Source organism: Streptococcus sp. CCH5-D3, assembly GCF_001556435.1.
GTDB lineage: Bacteria > Bacillota > Bacilli > Lactobacillales > Streptococcaceae > Streptococcus.
This window is the reverse complement of the sequence record NZ_LSIW01000026.1, coordinates 1-17097: the sequence shown is the minus strand read 5'-3', so window position 1 is coordinate 17097 and position 17097 is coordinate 1. Positions and strand designations below refer to the sequence as shown.

Annotated in this window: 15 protein-coding genes and 2 pseudogenes; 1 reads left to right on the top strand and 16 read right to left on the bottom strand. The window is 41.4% G+C overall.

Features of this window, described 5'->3' with window-relative positions; all coding sequences use genetic code 11:
- Nucleotides 1–58: 58 nt before the first annotated feature.
- From ald to AX662_RS00600, 9 genes are all read right to left on the bottom strand, one after another.
- Nucleotides 59–1171 (bottom strand): alanine dehydrogenase, encoded by a 1113-nt coding sequence (ald, locus tag AX662_RS00640; RefSeq protein ID WP_060971301.1) that lies wholly within the window; start codon nucleotides 1169–1171, stop codon nucleotides 59–61.
- 463 nt (nucleotides 1172–1634) lie between these two features.
- Nucleotides 1635–2780, bottom strand: coding sequence for an amidohydrolase (locus tag AX662_RS00635; protein WP_060971300.1), 1146 nt, complete (start codon nucleotides 2778–2780; stop codon nucleotides 1635–1637).
- A gap of 247 nt (nucleotides 2781–3027) precedes the next feature.
- Nucleotides 3028–3747, bottom strand: coding sequence for a 16S rRNA pseudouridine(516) synthase (locus tag AX662_RS00630; RefSeq protein WP_037599696.1), 720 nt, complete (start codon nucleotides 3745–3747; stop codon nucleotides 3028–3030).
- Nucleotides 3748–3826: 79 nt separating this feature from the next.
- On the bottom strand, nucleotides 3827–4510 hold the full coding sequence (locus AX662_RS00625; RefSeq protein ID WP_060971299.1) for a VIT1/CCC1 transporter family protein: 684 nt from the start codon (nucleotides 4508–4510) through the stop codon (nucleotides 3827–3829).
- 90 nt (nucleotides 4511–4600) lie between these two features.
- Nucleotides 4601–5371: a nucleoside phosphorylase gene (locus AX662_RS00620; RefSeq protein WP_060971298.1), complete on the bottom strand. Its 771-nt coding sequence runs from the start codon at nucleotides 5369–5371 to the stop codon at nucleotides 4601–4603.
- Nucleotides 5372–5449: 78 nt separating this feature from the next.
- On the bottom strand, nucleotides 5450–5944 hold the full coding sequence (locus AX662_RS00615) for a DUF6773 family protein (protein WP_060971297.1): 495 nt from the start codon (nucleotides 5942–5944) through the stop codon (nucleotides 5450–5452).
- 13 nt (nucleotides 5945–5957) lie between these two features.
- Entirely contained in the window at nucleotides 5958–6155 is a 198-nt protein-coding gene (locus AX662_RS00610; protein ID WP_014621323.1) for a helix-turn-helix transcriptional regulator, read from the bottom strand.
- A 178-nt stretch (nucleotides 6156–6333) separates the two neighbouring features.
- A complete protein-coding gene (gene trhO / locus AX662_RS00605; RefSeq protein ID WP_037602037.1) occupies nucleotides 6334–7317 on the bottom strand; it encodes an oxygen-dependent tRNA uridine(34) hydroxylase TrhO in 984 nt (327 codons plus the stop codon).
- Nucleotides 7318–7506: 189 nt separating this feature from the next.
- Nucleotides 7507–8208, bottom strand: coding sequence for a glucosamine-6-phosphate deaminase (locus AX662_RS00600; RefSeq protein ID WP_060971296.1), 702 nt, complete (start codon nucleotides 8206–8208; stop codon nucleotides 7507–7509).
- Between the two features lie 150 nt (nucleotides 8209–8358).
- Here AX662_RS00600 and queA point away from each other — a divergent pair, with 150 nt between their 5' ends.
- Nucleotides 8359–9402: a tRNA preQ1(34) S-adenosylmethionine ribosyltransferase-isomerase QueA gene (gene queA, locus AX662_RS00595; RefSeq protein ID WP_060971295.1), complete on the top strand. Its 1044-nt coding sequence runs from the start codon at nucleotides 8359–8361 to the stop codon at nucleotides 9400–9402.
- 96 nt (nucleotides 9403–9498) lie between these two features.
- On the opposite strand, the gene AX662_RS00590 is transcribed toward queA, so the two are convergent.
- The 7 genes and pseudogenes from AX662_RS00590 to AX662_RS00565 all read right to left on the bottom strand — a co-directional run bounded on the left by AX662_RS00590 (nucleotide 9499) and on the right by AX662_RS00565 (nucleotide 16911).
- Nucleotides 9499–11286, bottom strand: coding sequence for an ABC transporter ATP-binding protein (locus tag AX662_RS00590; RefSeq protein ID WP_060971294.1), 1788 nt, complete (start codon nucleotides 11284–11286; stop codon nucleotides 9499–9501).
- A 12-nt stretch (nucleotides 11287–11298) separates the two neighbouring features.
- Complete coding sequence (locus AX662_RS00585) at nucleotides 11299–13035, bottom strand: ABC transporter ATP-binding protein (RefSeq protein ID WP_060971293.1); 1737 nt, start codon at nucleotides 13033–13035, stop codon at nucleotides 11299–11301.
- A gap of 186 nt (nucleotides 13036–13221) precedes the next feature.
- Nucleotides 13222–13389 (bottom strand): annotated as a pseudogene (locus tag AX662_RS00580) (LysR family transcriptional regulator); the annotation flags it as partial.
- A gap of 9 nt (nucleotides 13390–13398) precedes the next feature.
- Nucleotides 13399–14952, bottom strand: coding sequence for a BCCT family transporter (locus tag AX662_RS00575; protein WP_013990980.1), 1554 nt, complete (start codon nucleotides 14950–14952; stop codon nucleotides 13399–13401).
- A gap of 116 nt (nucleotides 14953–15068) precedes the next feature.
- Nucleotides 15069–15191 (bottom strand): hypothetical protein, encoded by a 123-nt coding sequence (locus AX662_RS11025; protein WP_002269975.1) that lies wholly within the window; start codon nucleotides 15189–15191, stop codon nucleotides 15069–15071.
- 238 nt (nucleotides 15192–15429) lie between these two features.
- Nucleotides 15430–16655, bottom strand: a pseudogene (locus AX662_RS00570) (tyrosine-type recombinase/integrase).
- Nucleotides 16645–16911 carry a DUF3173 family protein gene (locus AX662_RS00565; protein ID WP_060971291.1) on the bottom strand — a complete coding sequence of 89 codons (267 nt, stop codon included), beginning with the start codon at nucleotides 16909–16911 and terminating at the stop codon, nucleotides 16645–16647. Before AX662_RS00565 ends, AX662_RS00570 begins: the two are co-directional and overlap by 11 nt.
- Nucleotides 16912–17097: the final 186 nt, after the last annotated feature.

Genomic DNA, 17097 nt, shown 5'->3' with positions numbered 1-17097 from the left:
AAAAAAGAGCCAACCAAATCATGGTGCGACTCCTCTTTGTTTATGCTAAATAATCTATTTATGCCAATTCATCAATTGATGTATACTCTCTGTCTAAGCCCTTTGCAACCGGTTTGCTAGTAATATGACCTTGGTAGGTTGTAACCCCTTGACGAAGACCTTCGTCGTCGTTAATGGCTTTTCTGAATCCTTTTCCTGCAAGGGCTTCGATATAAGGCAAAGTGACATTAGTAAGGGCAATGGTTGATGTACGTGCCACAGCTCCTGGGATATTGGCAACGGCATAGTGAAGGACACCATGTGTTTCATAAACGGGCTCATCGTGAGTGGTCACGCGATCCGCAGTTTCAACAACCCCACCTTGGTCAACAGCAACGTCAACAATAACAGAACCTGGACGCATTTGTTTAACCATATCGTTAGTAACAAGTTTCGGTGCTTTAGCACCTGGGATAAGAACAGCACCGATAACCACGTCAGCATCACGAACACTCGCTTCAATATTGAGCGGATTTGACATAAGTGTTTGAATTTGGCTACCAAAGACTTCCTCAAGGACAGACAAACGTTTAGCACTGATATCAAGGATAGTCACTTGAGCTCCAAGTCCAAGGGCAATGCGGGCTGCATGTGTCCCTACGACACCACCACCGATAATAGTCACTTTCCCTTTAGGAACACCAGGTACCCCACCTAGGAGAACGCCAGAGCCACCCTCTTGTTTGGTCAAGAAGTGAGCACCGATTTGAACGGCCATACGTCCTGCAACTTCACTCATTGGAACCAAAAGTGGTAGGTGACCTTCTTGGCCACGTACTGTTTCATAGGCCACACCTGTTGTCTTAGCATTGACCATAGCATCTGCCAATTCTGGAGCTGCTGCCATGTGCAAGTAGGTAAAGAGTAAAAGATCCTCACGAAGGAAGCCATATTCTTCAGCAAGTGGCTCCTTAACTTTAACAACAAGTTCTGCTGCCCATGCTTCTGCAGCAGTTGCAACGATTTTAGCACCTTGATTGGCATAATCTGCATCCGCAAAACCAGAGCCAAGGCCTGCATTTGTTTCGATTAACACGACATGTCCCTTAGCTACAAGACTTTGCACACCAGCAGGCGTTAGAGCCACACGGTTCTCGTTATTTTTGATTTCTTTTGGAATACCAATTAACATACGTTTCTCCTTATTCGGAAGTTATAAGGTCAACCATCAAAAAGATGACTTGACCACTCCCTATCTATTATTTTGAAATGATAACGCTTTCATTTTATCTAAAAAACTCAAAAATAGCAAGTGAAAAATCTTCCCTCCCTTTCTAAGTCCTGAAATCTTGCTTCTAAAATACGACAAAAGAACCCAACCAATCGGCTGGGTTCTTAAGTGTAAACTAAATGATCAAAAGAATATTTTTCCTTAGGCACGTCCTCCTTTTCAATATCAAAAGTAGTACCAATTTAAAGTCCTTAAGCTTTATTTAAAACTCTTAACAAAATAATCAAAGAGTCCTTGGTCTTTTAAGAGCTTATGTCCCAAGAGAAACTCAGGATGCCAATGAACACCTATAAATGGGGCGTCAGTGAAGCTCTCAACTCTCTAACAGGGTTTTCATTACTGGTAATACCGATTAAGGGAATGGTCATTTGCCTTTCTCCTTAAAATAGTCAAGTAGGAAAAGGGCGTTTTCCACATAGTAATTCACAGCTACTGGCAAGGCCTCATCTTTCACAAGGAAATCATCATGGTGCCAGTCTGGTGCATTTTCTTCACCATTTGAGCCAACAAAGGCAAAGACTCCTGGTATTTCCTTTTGATAGGCCGCAAAGTCTTCGCCCCCTGTTGATGGCAGCGTTTCAATCACTTCTGCAAAGGCCTTAGAATTTTCAAAGATGAGTGGTGTGAGTGTCTGGTCATTGTAGGTCACGTAAGGTGAATTACCCCAAGTAATGTCAACTTGAGCACCAAACTGATCCGCTGTCGCCTGAACAACCTTTTCAAAGCGAGCAATGACATCTTCACGAACCTTAGGCTCAAAGGTACGAATTGTTCCTTCAAAAAAGCCTGCTGCTGGAAGAACATTCCAGGTATTTCCAACTTCGATATGAGTAACTGACAATACTGCTGATTCAAAGGGCGATACCGTACGAGCAACAATCTGTTGTAAATTGTTGATGATGATCGTAGTGACCAAGACCGTATCCACACCCAAATCAGGACGGGCCGCATGGGACGAAACACCTTTAATATCAACCCTAAACTGCTCCACACCTGCCATGATAGCTCCCGAACGAAGACCAATCTGACCAGGTTTCAAGTGAGGATTATTGTGATAACCGATGATAGCTGACACACCGTCAAGACCACCCGCTTCAATGACCTGATAGGCCCCTTGGAAATTTTCCTCGGCTGGTTGAAAAATCAAGCGAACAGTCCCCTTAAGCTCGGCTTCTCTTTCTTTTAAAAGCTGAGCAGCTCCGAGAAGAGAGGTCTGGTGAAAATCATGACCACAAGCATGCATGGCCCCATTGTCGCTAGCATAAGGAAGTCCTGTCTTTTCCTTAATCGGTAGGGCATCAATATCAGCACGCAAAGCAATAATCGGATGACCTGACCCAACCTCAGCGATAAGTCCTGTCTTCAAGGGATAATTTAAAGGCTCAATACCTAGATTTCTCAAATAGCCTTTCAAAAAGACTGTCGTCTCGTGCTCCTCCTCAGAAACCTCTGGATGTTGGTGAATCTGATGACGTGTCTTTGCTAAATGATTATAAAATGCTTCTGTCATAATGAACCTCCCTCTCTGATTAGACTTGGTCATTGCTCCTGACTTACTTCAGTTCTCAATCGAATTGATACCATCATACCACCAGAAACAAGGATTGAGAAATTAAAAAAACTTATGGAATGCCATAAGTTTCACTTATACCCCTAGAAAAGACCGTCGTTATGGACCTTACAGTATTAAGCCTAGTGATAGGATAGACCTATCAGGAGATTGAAAGTTCCTATCATACCTTAATAATAAGAAATGACTAGCCAAGATAAGTACGTAAGATTGCTTTTTCCGCTTCGGTCAACGTTCGGTAGGAACCTACAGCTATCCCTTCATCAAGCTTAAACTCTCCAAAAGAAATACGCTTAAGATAGGTTACCTTGACGCCATAAGCCAAAAACATCTTTTTCACTTGATGAAACTTGCCTTCCGAAATCGTAATTCGAGCACAGCTCTTGTCACTCGCAGAACTTAAAACTTCCAGCTGAGCTGATTGACAAATAGTCCCATCTTCAAAGACAACACCAGACTCAAAAAATGCAGGGGCATCAGGCCCCAGAACATCATTGACCTCGACATAATAAGTCTTAGCCACATGATAACGTGGGTGAAGCAGGGCAAAGCCCAAGGGACCATTGTTAGTAATCAGCACCAATCCTTCCGTATCTCTATCCAATCGCCCAACAGGATAAAGCCCCTCTCGCTGATCTTCAGGCTTAATCAAATCAATGACTGTTTGGTGTTCCTTGTCCCTTCGAGCTGACACTACACCTGCTGGCTTATTCATAAGGTAGTAGACTTCTGGCGCATGCTCCAGTTCCTTACCAGAAACCGTGATGGTTTGAAGACTAGCATCCACATTAAGATTATCTTGTTCAGCCAAGATGCCATCCACATATACCTGACGGCTACGAATAAGCTTCTTGACTTGATTGCGAGAACCATAGCCCGCCTGTCCTAATAATTTATCTAAACGCATAACCCTATTGTACCACGGATAAGCTTGGTCTAGCAGACTAAAAAAGCCTACCTAAAAGGTAGACTTATACTACTAACAATTACACATTCACATGGAAGATATGCCCAACCAAGAAGGTCACAAGCATGGTCAAGAGTCCCACTGTCAAATTACGCAACATAGCTTGTTTAATAGGTGCTTTTCCGAGCTTGGCACTAATATAGCCAGTCAAGAGCAAAGTCAGGGCAACCACAACCACTGTTACAGGAATACGGTAAGGCTCTGGGAACAGCATGATAGCTAGTGCTGGTGGCAAGGAACCAACTGAAAATGCCAAGAAACTAGATACGGCAGCATGCCATGGATTGGTAATTTCATTCAAGTCCACTCCATATTTTTCTTCAACCAAGACCTTGATAGGATTTTTACTGAAGGCTTGATTGACCTTGACTTCGGCTGCTGTTTCGCAATCCCCCTGACTGAGGAAGGTTTGGTACAAACTCTCTCTAGCTGCTTCAGGTGAGCGATCCAGGAGAGCTTGTTCCTTAGCGATGGCAGCTTCTTCGGTATCTTTTTGCGTTGAGACACTGACATATTCGCCACCGGCCATCGAAAAGGCACCGGCAAAAATCGCTGACAAGGCAGAAATCAAAATAAACCAGATGTTTGATGTCGCACTAGCCACACCGATAACCACTCCCGCAATGGAAATGATTCCATCATTGGCACCTAAAACACCAGCTCTCAAAATATTTAAACGCTCTGCAAAATTCTTATCTTCCAATTTATTTGCTCCTTATTTAGAATCATTCTAAATAGTATTATAACAGTTATTTAGAATAATTACAAATAAGAAAACTAAAAAGTAGAATTTTTAAGGTTCACTCCAGTCACACGCAAACTCCAATGCTAATAAAGCTACCTTGTCCTTTTCATCCAAATCTGCATGATTCATCAAGTTACGGGCATCCCAATTACCTTCAGAAAGGTGATCTGCAGCATAGAAGAAATGACAGATCTCAACACCTCTAAACTTTGCTAAAGCTGCAACTGCTGAACATTCCATATCCACACAAATGGCTCCTGCTGCCTTTCGAGCTTTGAGTTTACCATTCGTCTCACGGTAAATGCCATCAGTTGTCCAAACTTTGCCTTCCTTATGAGAAATCTGACGTTCATTGAGATAGGAACGAAAACGGTCTAAAACACCCACATTTACCGCAATCTCATCGCTGGCTTCCACATAGTGAAAACTCGTCCCTTCATCTCTAAGGGCATGACTAGGAATAATAATAGAAGTCTCTTTAATATCTTCATCAAGAACACCACAAGTCCCAAAGAGTACAAGTTTATCAGCTCCCAAGGCGAAAATATCCTCTAAAATAGCCACACAGGCAGAGGCGCCTACAGGTGCATTAAAAAGAGCCAACTCCTGCTCTGCAATAACAAGCTTATAAATCGGAATAGCCACATTCGCCATGGACGTCTCATAGATAAGTTCATGGGGAAACATCTCAATCATTCGTTGAAAGGTCGAACGAGAAAAACAGGACACAGCTATTTTAGGAAACCCCTCAAGAGGCTCATTCAAGTCCTCGGGATTGATAATCGCTTGTCTATTCGCATCAAATTCAGTTAGTAGCATACGTGACCTCCTTAATTTTAGGACCCATTATAACATAAAAAAATCAGACCAAACAGAACAGTCTGATTCTATCACTATTTATTCTTCATTCTCCAAATCGTCCAGCTGTTTTTCGAGACGTCTTCTCTCATATCTTCCCAATGCAACGATAGACCAATTCATAAAAAAGACAAAGGGAATATACAAAATATAAGTAAGTGGCCAAGCCATGAGATATCTAGGATCCAGGGGATTATTATGATAGACATTGTGGTTAAACCGATAGTTAGCTGACATTATCATAAGAGTGATAAGCGCAGTCACCAGTAAACAACCTAAGACTGTCATTCCGGAACCCCCAAATGTGTTAACACTAAGTCGTTCAGATCTATAAATAGACCAAATCCATGCTATCAACATTGGAAAGGTCAAGTAATTAGAGGTGATGACCCCCTTGTTAAAGAAGGAGCTATAGACCAAGCATGCAAGTGTCCCTGCAATCATTATGTAAAAACATTCGGCACCAACTTTATTATTTAGAGCTTTTTCGCGTTCATCTGTAACTTTATTATTAACAAGCTTAAATTTCATCATCTTTACTTCCTTCCTAAATCTCCCAAAACAGTTGATCCAAGGTCCTGTCCAGTGTTTTGCAAATGGCAATACATAGGGCTAGACTGGGATTGTACTTTCCAGCTTCAATCAACCCTATGGTTTGTCTTGTTGCACCTACCGCTTCTGCCAAGTCACCCTGGGTCATATCATGCTCTGCTCGAGCTGCTTTTAAGCGTAAATTCTTTGCCACATGCCCCCTCCTTTTTCATCATATCTGATATTATCGTCGAAATTGACTAGGTTCACCATCTGTTTTCATCTTAATTATACACTATATATTTTCATTTGCAATATATATATGTCATTATTTTAGAAATAAATTGCAAAAAAAGAGCCGAGAACTCTCTCAGCTTCTTCACTATTTAAACTTAAGCAGGTGTTACATCCAAGCTTTCACCAATTGCCGCAAGACGTTCGACAACTTCTTCTTGGTTCAAACCATTTTCAGAGACATAACGGTTGCGTGGGTGAACACGGCATTCATGTGAGCAGCCACGAAGGTACTTGTCTTCATTTTCCTCTGAAGCAAGCATACGACGGTTACAGAATGGGTTACCGCAGTTGACATAGCGTTCGCAAGGCGTCCCATCGAACCAATCCTTACCGACAACGACAGGATCTACATGGTTGATGTCAACGGCAATACGCTCGTCAAAGACATACATCTTACCATCCCAAAGCTCCCCTTGAACCTCTGGATCTTTTCCGTAAGTCGCGATACCACCGTGCAATTGACCAACATCTTTGTAGCCTTCACGGACCATCCAACCTGAAAATTTCTCACAGCGTACACCACCAGTACAGTACACAACCACGCGCTTGTCCATGAACTCTTCTTTATGGTCACGGACCCATTGTGGCAATTCACGGAAGTTGCGAATGTCTGGACGAATGGCTCCACGGAAGTGACCAAGGTCATACTCATAGTCATTACGTGTGTCAAGGACAACTGTGTCCTCATCTAGAAGGGCGTCTTTAAACTCTTTTGGTGACAAGTAAGCACCCGTTGTTTCAAGCGGATTGATGTCGCTGTCAAAGTTATCATCCTCTAAACCAAGGTGAACGATTTCCTTCTTGTAGCGAACAAACATCTTCTTGAAAGCTTGCTCCTCTTCCTCATCAATCTTGAACCAAAGGTCCTCCATCCCTGGAAGGCTGTGAACATAGTCCATGTATTTTTGAGTGGTTTCATAGTCACCAGAAACCGTTCCATTAATTCCCTCGTCGGCGACCAAGATGCGTCCTTTCAGACCGATTGACTTACAGAAAGCCAAGTGGTCAGCCGCAAATTGCTCAGCATTTTCGATGGGAAGGTATTTATAATAAAGCAATACTCGAATAGGTTTTGCCATTGTATGTCCTCTTTCTTTATGAAATATCTATATCTGTTGTTTGATAGTCAAAGTCAACTTAACTATTATAGCGCTATCAAAGAGGGCTAGGCAATTGATTTGCTTGGAAGTGACTTTTCACAAAAGAAAAAGGCTGAGCGCTAAATGCCTCAACCTGAGTTTCGTGGATTGATTTTCCACAAGATAGCATTACAATTTCGCAGCGGCTGCCTCATCTAGGATAAGAGTCACATCTGGATGATTTTGTAGGACACTAGCTGGTACTTCCTCTGTCACAGGACCCTTGACCATCTTGAAAATGGCATCTGCCTTCTTGTCACCATAGGCAAACAAGATAATCTTCTTAGCAGCCATAATAGAAGCAATTCCCATCGAAATAGCCTTAGTAGGAACCTGATCACGACTAGCAAAGAAACGGCTATTGGCTTCAATGGTGCTGTCAGTCAAGTCGACCACATGAGTTTGACTATCAAAAGGCGTACCTGGCTCATTAAAACCAATATGCCCATTACTTCCGATTCCTAGGATTTGCAGGTCAATGGCATGTTGTGCCAAGACGTCATCGTAATCCTTAGCCGCCTGCTCCAAGTCCTCAGCCATGCCGTCAGGCAAGAAGCTCTCCTTAAATGGCTTAGCATCAAAGAGTTGAGCCTTCATAAAGGCATGGTAGCTCTGCTCATGGTCTGGTGCTAGTCCAACATATTCATCCAAATTGACGCTGTAAAGTTCTGAAAAATCCACGTCGCTTTCAACCATCTCTTGGTAAAGAGCGATAGGTGAACTACCTGTCGCCAAGCCCAATGTTTGAGCACCTGCTGCAAGGCTCTCTTTAAGAAGATCAAAGGCAACTTGGCCTCCCTCAACTTGATTCTTAACTAAAATCTTTTTCATTCTATTCACCTCAATATTGGTATATACCATTTTCTTTATTATCTCTTTTTTTAACCTTTTTGTCAAGCGCTTTCACTCAACTCCTTTAATGACGGTCGCCCTATATCGTGCTATAATAAAAAGGCTGAACATTTTTAAACGAGGAAAGAAATGAATACAAACGATTTTGATTTTGAACTGCCAGAGGAACTGATTGCTCAAACCCCATTGGAACAACGTGATGCCTCTAAACTCTTGGTCATTGATCCTGTAACCAAGGAAATGACTGATACCCACTTTGACCACATCATCGACCAGCTTAACCCTGGCGATGCCTTGGTCATGAACAATACACGTGTGCTTCCAGCCCGCCTATATGGTGAAAAGCCTGATACCCACGGCCATGTGGAATTCCTACTTTTGAAAAATACCCAAGGGGATAAATGGGAAGTATTGGCCAAACCAGCCAAACGCCTTAAAGTAGGTGCTAAAGTCAGTTTTGGCGATGGCCGCTTGACTGCCACTGTCACTGAGGAACTAGATCACGGTGGTCGAATCGTAGAATTTAGCTACGACGGTATCTTCCTTGAGGTCTTGGAAAGTTTGGGCGAGATGCCACTGCCACCTTATATCCATGAAAAATTAGAAGACCGTGACCGTTACCAAACGGTCTATGCCAAGGAAAATGGCTCTGCCGCTGCTCCTACAGCTGGCCTCCATTTCACTCCTGAATTACTTCAAAAGATTGAAGCTAAAGGTGTAAAATTGGTCTACCTCACCCTTCACGTTGGACTGGGAACCTTCCGACCTGTTTCTGTCGATAATGTCGACGAACATGAGATGCACTCAGAATTTTACACCCTCAGCCAAGACGCTGCCGATACACTCAATAGTGTCAAAGCCGCTGGAGGACGCATCATTGCAGTGGGAACAACCTCTATTCGAACACTAGAAACAATCGGCAATAAATACGATGGTCAACTCCAAGCCGACTCAGGCTGGACCAATATCTTTATCAAACCAGGCTACCAATTCACAGTCGTAGATGCCTTTTCAACCAACTTCCACCTTCCAAAATCAACCTTGGTGATGTTGGTTTCAGCCTTTGCTGGCCGTGAATTCGTCCTTGATGCCTATAAACACGCCGTCCAAGAACGCTACCGCTTCTTCAGTTTCGGAGATGCCATGTTCGTCACACGACCTGCTGAGAAATAATATTGATTTTGAGACTTTTCCCTATAGGAGAAGTCTCTTTTATTGCTCGTCAAATTCAGAAAAAATCCACCAGCTATGAACTGATGGATTTTTTATTTATTTCTCTGCAAACTGGCTATTATACAAGTCGTAATAGAAGCCTTTATCTGCAAGGAGGGATTCATGGTTCCCTTGTTCGATGATTTGACCATCTTTAAGGACCAAAATCTTGTCTGCTTCTTGAATCGTTGATAAGCGGTGGGCAATGACAAAGCTTGTTCGACCCTGCATGAGAGTCTTCATAGCCTTTTGAATCAAGAGTTCCAGACGAGTATCAACTGATGAGGTTGCCTCGTCCAAAATCAAGATTTTAGGATCAGCCAAAAGCGCACGCGCAATGGTCAAAAGTTGCTTTTGTCCCAGTGAAATGTTACTTGATTCCTGGTTCATTTCCATGTTATAACCGCCAGGTAGCGTACGGATAAAGTGGTCCACATTGGCAGCCTTAGCGGCTTCAACAATTTCTTCATCAGTTGCCTCAAGATTACCAAAACGAAGATTTTCCTTGATAGTTCCTTCAAAGAGCCAAGCATCCTGAAGCACCATACCAAACTGTTTACGATAATCCTGACGTGATAAGTTACGAATATCATGACCATCAACCGAGATAGAACCTGCAGTCACATCATAGAAACGCATGAGAAGATTGATAATCGTTGATTTTCCGGCACCAGTTGGGCCGACAATAGCGACCATTTCGCCAGGATTGACTTCAAGATTAAAGTCACGAATCAAAGGTTTATCAGCCACATACTGGAAGTCTACATGCTTAAAGCTAACTTGACCGGTCAAATCTCCTTCAAGCACTTCAGTAGCATCATTAGCCTCGTCTGGTTCATCCATCAGTTGGAAAATACGGTCCAAGGAAGATTTAGCACTCTGCAATTGCCCAGCCAACTGAGTCAAGTTCTGAATAGGTTGGTTAATCTGCCAAACGTACTGAACAAAGGCCTGCATATTACCAATCGTCAGACGACCAGCCAAGACTTGCAAACCACCTAGAACAGCGACAATTAGATAGGTCAAGTCAGATAAACCGTTAAGAACCGGCATCATAAGTCCTGAAATGAAATTAGCCTTAAAGCCTACCTTCTGAAGGTCTTCCGTGATTTCTTTAAAGTCGTCCAAGGATCTATCCTCACGGCCAAATAGCTTAAGCACATTGAAGCCGGTCAGATTTTCCTGAACAAAACCATTAAGAGTACCTAGGGCATCAGCCTGCTGTTTAAAGTAGGGCTGAGACTTACTCATGATAAAGCGGGCACCAAAGAAAGTAATCGGAATAGTGATGACAACTATAGTTCCTAATTGAAGATTAAGGTAAAGCACTGTTCCAATAACCAAGGCTAGAGTAAAGACGGCATTAACAACCTGCAAGAATGACTGCTGCAAGGCATTAGATACTGTCTCGACGTCACTAGTAAAGCGGCCCAAGAGGTCCCCAAACTGGTGCTTATCAAAGTATGACACTGAGGTACGATTGATTTTCTCAGTCATCTCATTACGCATATCTTGAACCGTTGCTTGCACAGCATTGGTCATGAAATAGTTGGAATAGTAGGCGGCCAACTCATAAATAAGACCACGCAAGAGATAAACAACTAGAACCCAACCAACATAGGAGACGTTGATACGAGCACCTTCCACACCTTTGATGATGGCCAGCGTATTTTTAGTTAACTCGGTAATAGCTAAACCAATGACCACTGGCTCAAGAACACTCATGATAACACTAACAATTTTCAGGAAAATGGCTAGGTAAAGCGGGAAACGATAAGCCTGCAAGTAGGACCAAAGGCGGCCAAAACTTGAGGAATGATTTGTTTGCATTTTATTTTTCTTCATTTTGACCTCCTTCTAGTCTTCTGTAAGACTCTTTTGATTTAGTTGAGAATTGGCAATTTCACGGTAAATCTCATTGGTTTCCATAAGCTCTTCGTGGCGGCCACGACCCACGATTTCACCCTTATCAAGAACGATAATCTGGTCTGCATCCATGATAGTCCCTACACGTTGAGCCACAATCAAGACTGTCGCATCCTGGGTCACTTCTTTCAGACGACGGCGCAAGGTCGCATCAGTCTTGTAGTCCAAGGCAGAGAAGGAATCATCAAAGATGTAAAGATCAGGACGTTTAACCACAGCACGTGCAATTGACAAACGTTGCTTTTGTCCCCCAGAAAGGTTGCTACCACCCTCAGCCAAGTGAGAATCGTAGCGTTCTTCCTTGCTGTCGATGAATTCCTTCGCCTGAGCGACATCCGTAGCTTGATTCAATTCTTCATGACTGGCATTTTCCTTACCATAACGGATATTTTCACCGATGGTTCCTGTAAAGAGCAGGGCTTTTTGTGGAATAAAGCCAATCTTACGACGAAGAGCCTTAAGATTATAGTCACGAACATCCACACCATCAACAAGAATGCGTCCAAGTGTCACATCATAAAAGCGTGGAATCAACTGTACAAGTGATGATTTTCCTGAACCCGTAGACCCAATAACGGCAATGGTTTCACCAGGTTTTGCCTTGAAAGAAATGTTGTGTAGGACAGGACTTTCAGTTTCACCAGGATAGGCAAAGGTCACATTGTCAAATTCCAAATATCCCTTAGTCTCGGTTTCTGTCACGCCATCTTCATTTGGATTGATAGAAATCGGCATGTCCATAATTTCCTGCAGACGTTCACTAGACACCGCCGTACGAGGATACATGGTAAAGAGGTTGGCTAGGAAAAGGAAAGACAATAGCGCATGGAAACTGTACTCAATAAAGGCAACCAAATCCCCGATTGCCAAAGTCCCAGAACCTAATGGCTCAAGGGCAAACCAAACAATTGCCACAATCATGGCGATGATGATTTGCACAAAAAGTGGCTCAGTCAAACCAGTTAATTTAAAGAGCTTGTTTGAATTATCCGCATAGACAGCATTTTCAGAAGCAAACTTCTTCTCTTGAAAATCTTCTCTAGCGAAAGCTCGGATGACACGAAGTCCAGTCAGATTTTCACGAGCGTACTGGTTAATCTTGTCGAGTGTTGCCTGTTGCTTCTCAGAAAGCGGACGTGTTTTTACCGCCACATACCAGACTACTACGGCTAGGAAAGGCAAGGAAATTGCCACAATCCAAGCCAAAGATGGACTTGTCGTCAAAATCAAAAAGACACTGGAAACCATCATCAAAGGAGTGATAACCCCTAGCTTAAGAACCTGATCCGCAAACTGCATAAGCACAAAAGCATCTGATGTAATACGAGTCACCAAAGAGGATACCCCTATCTGCTCATACTCGTGGTGGGAATACTCCTGAAGCTTAGCATAAATGTCATTACGCATGACTTGCACCATAGTAGTGGTCAACTTTCCAACCGCATAGGACAGAAGTATACGACCAACAATCCCAGTCAAAACTACACCAAACATGACCCAAGCATAAGCGTAAAGCTTATCAACATCACCACGGTTTATTCCCTCATCAATCATTCTGGCAAGAACCGTCGGCAAACCCAAGTTAGCAATAACAAATAAAATGGCTGCCGTAAAATTCATTGCTAGCCACTTAGGATAACGTCTGAGATAAGACCAAATATAAGCCATAAATTTCTCCTTTTCTTTTTAGCATTTACCATGCCTTTAAGATTTTTATAGTTATTTACAACCACTAAAGCCGTAAAAGACACAGAAAAAAGGGCGTGACAAGCACGCACATCACCTACATTCTAACAAATGAAAATATTAAAAGCAATAGAAAAAACCAGAGCTGATGCCCTGGTTTTCTTTATTAAGCGACTTGATATGTTCACGGATAAAAAGAGGTTCACCAAGTTCCTGCTCCAAATCTTTTAACTGACGACTGAGTGTCGGCTGAGTAATCATCAGCTTCTCAGCTGCCTTGGAGATACTCCCCTCCTCAGCAATAGTAATAAAATAACGAAGCACTCTTAACTCCATGCCATCCTCCTAATTTTCCTCATAAGATTTAAACGGTTGATTCTTCTCAGGATATCGGTCTGGTGTAATGGCGAGTCCCATTTGCTCTTTTTCGTGATATAACTCTTTCATAAGCGACCACATCATCAACACTAGTACTATGGAAAATGGAAAAGCGACAATAATGAGCGTGTTTTGTAAAGCTGTCAATCCACCAGAAAACATGAGTGCAATAGCAATCAAGGCCAGCATGACACCCCAAATCACCTTTTTACGATTACTTGGATTTAGATTGCCATCTTCAGACAACATGGCCAAAACATAGGTGGCAGAATCCGCCGAGGTCACAAAGAAGGTTAAAACTAAAATAATTGCCAGGAGTGAAAGGACACTTCCCAGAGGATATTCATTAAAAGAGGCAAAAAGAATTTCTTCTGTGGCAAAACGTATCAAATTAACCCCCGAATCTTGTAGTGAAGTAGATAAGGTACCAAAAGCAGAAAACCAGATAAAACTAAGGACTGTTGGTGCCAAAAGCACTACTGTCAAAAATTCGCGAATAGTCCGACCTTTTGAGATACGGGCAATAAAGACGCCCACAAAAGGTGACCAGGAAATCCACCATGCCCAGTAAAAAATGGTCCATTGGTTAATCCAAGCCCGCTTGGTCTCATCAAAAGCCGCCGCCCGAAAACTCATACGGAAGAAGTTTTGAAAATAAAGGCCGATAGAGTCTGTCATGGTGTCAAATATCTTAACCGTTGGCCCCAAAACTATGACTCCAGCAAGCAAGACAATAGCTAAAATCAAGTTTGTATTAGATAGGATTTTAACACCCTTTCCTAAACCTGATAAGGCAGAAATAAGAAAAAGAATTGTCGCAATGATGATAATGATGACTTGCACAAGACTATTATTAGGAATACCAAAGACATAGGAGAGACCACCATTGATTTGTGAGGCACCAAAGCCGAGCGTTGTCGCTACCCCAATCACTGTCGCAATAATGGTGATGGTATCGATAATGGTTGCTATTGGTCCGTCCGCATATTTTCCAAAAAGAGGCTTAAAGACGACTGAGAGCTGATATTTCTCCCGTTTACGAAAGCCAAAATAAGCCAAAGACAATCCCACCAGGGCATAGACCGCCCAAGCATGAAATCCCCAGTGAAAAAAAGTAAAACGAAAAGCATCTGCGAGAGCATCCGCACTGCCTATTTCTGCATTGGGCGTCGAGATAGCAAAGTGACTCAAAGGCTCTGCTGCCCCATAAAAGACCAGACCAATCCCCATTCCAGCAGAAAACATCATGGCAATCCATGACGTCGTCGAATGCTCTGGCCGACTCGTGGGATTACCCAAGCGAATCTGCCCTATCGGACTTACAATTAAAAAGACACAAAAAATTAAAATCCCCGTAACCAATAACAAGTAAAACCAGCCAACACTAGTTGTTAAGAGATTTTTTAAGTAAGAACTAATATTTTGAAACTGCTGGGGAACAAAGAGCCCTAACAAGACTAAAATAAATATGATGACGAGCGAAAGCTGAAAAACTTTTGTTATTTTAGAATGCTTCACCATTTTACCTCCTTATGTGTTCTTAGTTATAGAAAGTTTTTGAGAAAACTTAAAATTCTATATGGTTTCATTGTAACACAATTGTTTAATTTATACATATAACAACCGAATTCATCAAATCAGATTAAACCTGTTTGTTCCATTTCATTTACCAGTTGAGTTGCTTTTAGATTATCAACTCCCATGATGGTCATGATATGGCTCTTCACGATTTGACGTGATGACTGTTCTTCCTTTTGCATAATTACCTCCGAAACGCAAAAAAAGGGTAGACAATCTAGTGTCTACCCCCGAAAGTTTATTAAAACAAAAAACTGCCAAAGAATTTTTGGCAGGATTTTTGGCAGGAAACCAAATCAATTTATCAGTTTCTATCAATCGCTTATCGTAATAAAAAACCAGAGCTTATGCCCTGGTTTTCTTTATTAAGCGACTTGAGTCGTTACCTTATTATTTAAGAGTAACTGAAGCAGGTTTATGCTAACTACTGATATTATCTAGTTTATTTAGTTGATTTACATTTTGGCAGTTTTTTTGGCAGGATACTAAAAAATTTTTGATTGTAAAATATTCTGAGTGATTTTGTCAGAAATCCCGATTACATCATTATGATACCAATGACTGTAAACATTTAAAGTCGTTGATTTATCAGCATGACCAAGTCTATGTGAAACATACAGTGGATCCATCTTAAGAACATTAAGAAGATAAGATGCATGACTATGACGCAAGCCCTTACCAGTAATCTTTGGAACATCTACAATCTCAGCCTGTCGCTTAATAATACGACAAATAGTTGATTTACATAAGGGCTTACCAAATCGAGATAAAACATAATCATCTTCGCCATTTTGCACTTGAACTTCACGCCAATCTGTTAATACTTCTAAAGTTACATCGTCTAAATCAATTTTACGCAATCCAGCAACCGTCTTTGTCTGCTGCTTAGCATACCAATTTCCATTTTCATCTTTTTCAAGTGTTGCATGGACATTAAGAAGCTTTTTATCAAAATCAATATCTTTCCATTTCAGTGCCAGTCCTTCGCTCACGCGCACCCCCGTCATATAATACAGCCAAATTGTTGTGTAACGATGTCTATCCTCATACTCCGAACGATCAAAAGCTCTCATCACCTTTTTAAACTCTTCAAATGTCCAAAACTCAGTTACTGGATGTTTACCTTTCGGATTATCTAACCCTAAACATGGATGTTTGGAAATATAACCCAACCGTTCTGCATAACCAAGACATGCTTTAAAACGTGACCACAAATTCTTTGCATAATTTTTAGAATAATCATTAATAAGACGAATTCTAAACAACTCACATTCTTGAGGGGTAATAGCTTTTAGCTGTTTTTTTCCAAAAGAAGCTACAAAAAGGTTATGATGAGCCATCGCCGTCTTATAGGTAGAAAAGTCAACTTTTTGTTTATAGGCAGGTAAATAAATATCTTTCATATAGTCTGCAAATGATATATTGTAATGTTCAAGAGTTAACTTTCTTCCATTTTCGTATTTAATACGAACAACCTCATCATATGCTTCTTTTTGACTTTCGAAAGGTTTTCCTTCCTTAGTTCTACGCGCTTTGTGCTGAACCCTTTTTCCAGAAATTGGGTCTTTTCCAAGTTCAATGCTAATATAAATTCTATCTTTTTTATCAACATAAACGCAAGGATATTTTTTTGTTTTAGATACCATCTGTTTTCTCACTTTCTTTTTTGTTTTCAGAAAGCGAAATCCCTCCAAGAAGTTTCTCCACTATACCCCTTGGAGCTATACCTAATCTTTTATTGTCAAAGGGCGATCTTATTAATTGTACACTATTTGAATCATTAATTCTATCTTTTTTAAACTTCTCCACCGCGATAAGTTTTGCATCACGAATAATATTACGAGCTGTCTTCTCCGGAAACCCGAGCTCCATTAATTCTTTATATGTAACAGTTTTTTCCATTTGTTACTCCCTACTTTATTATTAAAAGAAACTTTTCTATTTTAAATCTTCTAAATCAATTCATTTCTCTTTTACTTAATTTACTCTCATTGCAACAGCAAACCTATTATTCTCTTGACTCTTTTACTTAATTTATTATTTATCTCACCTATTATATAGAAGAAAAATAGTTTTATTTGTAGTTCA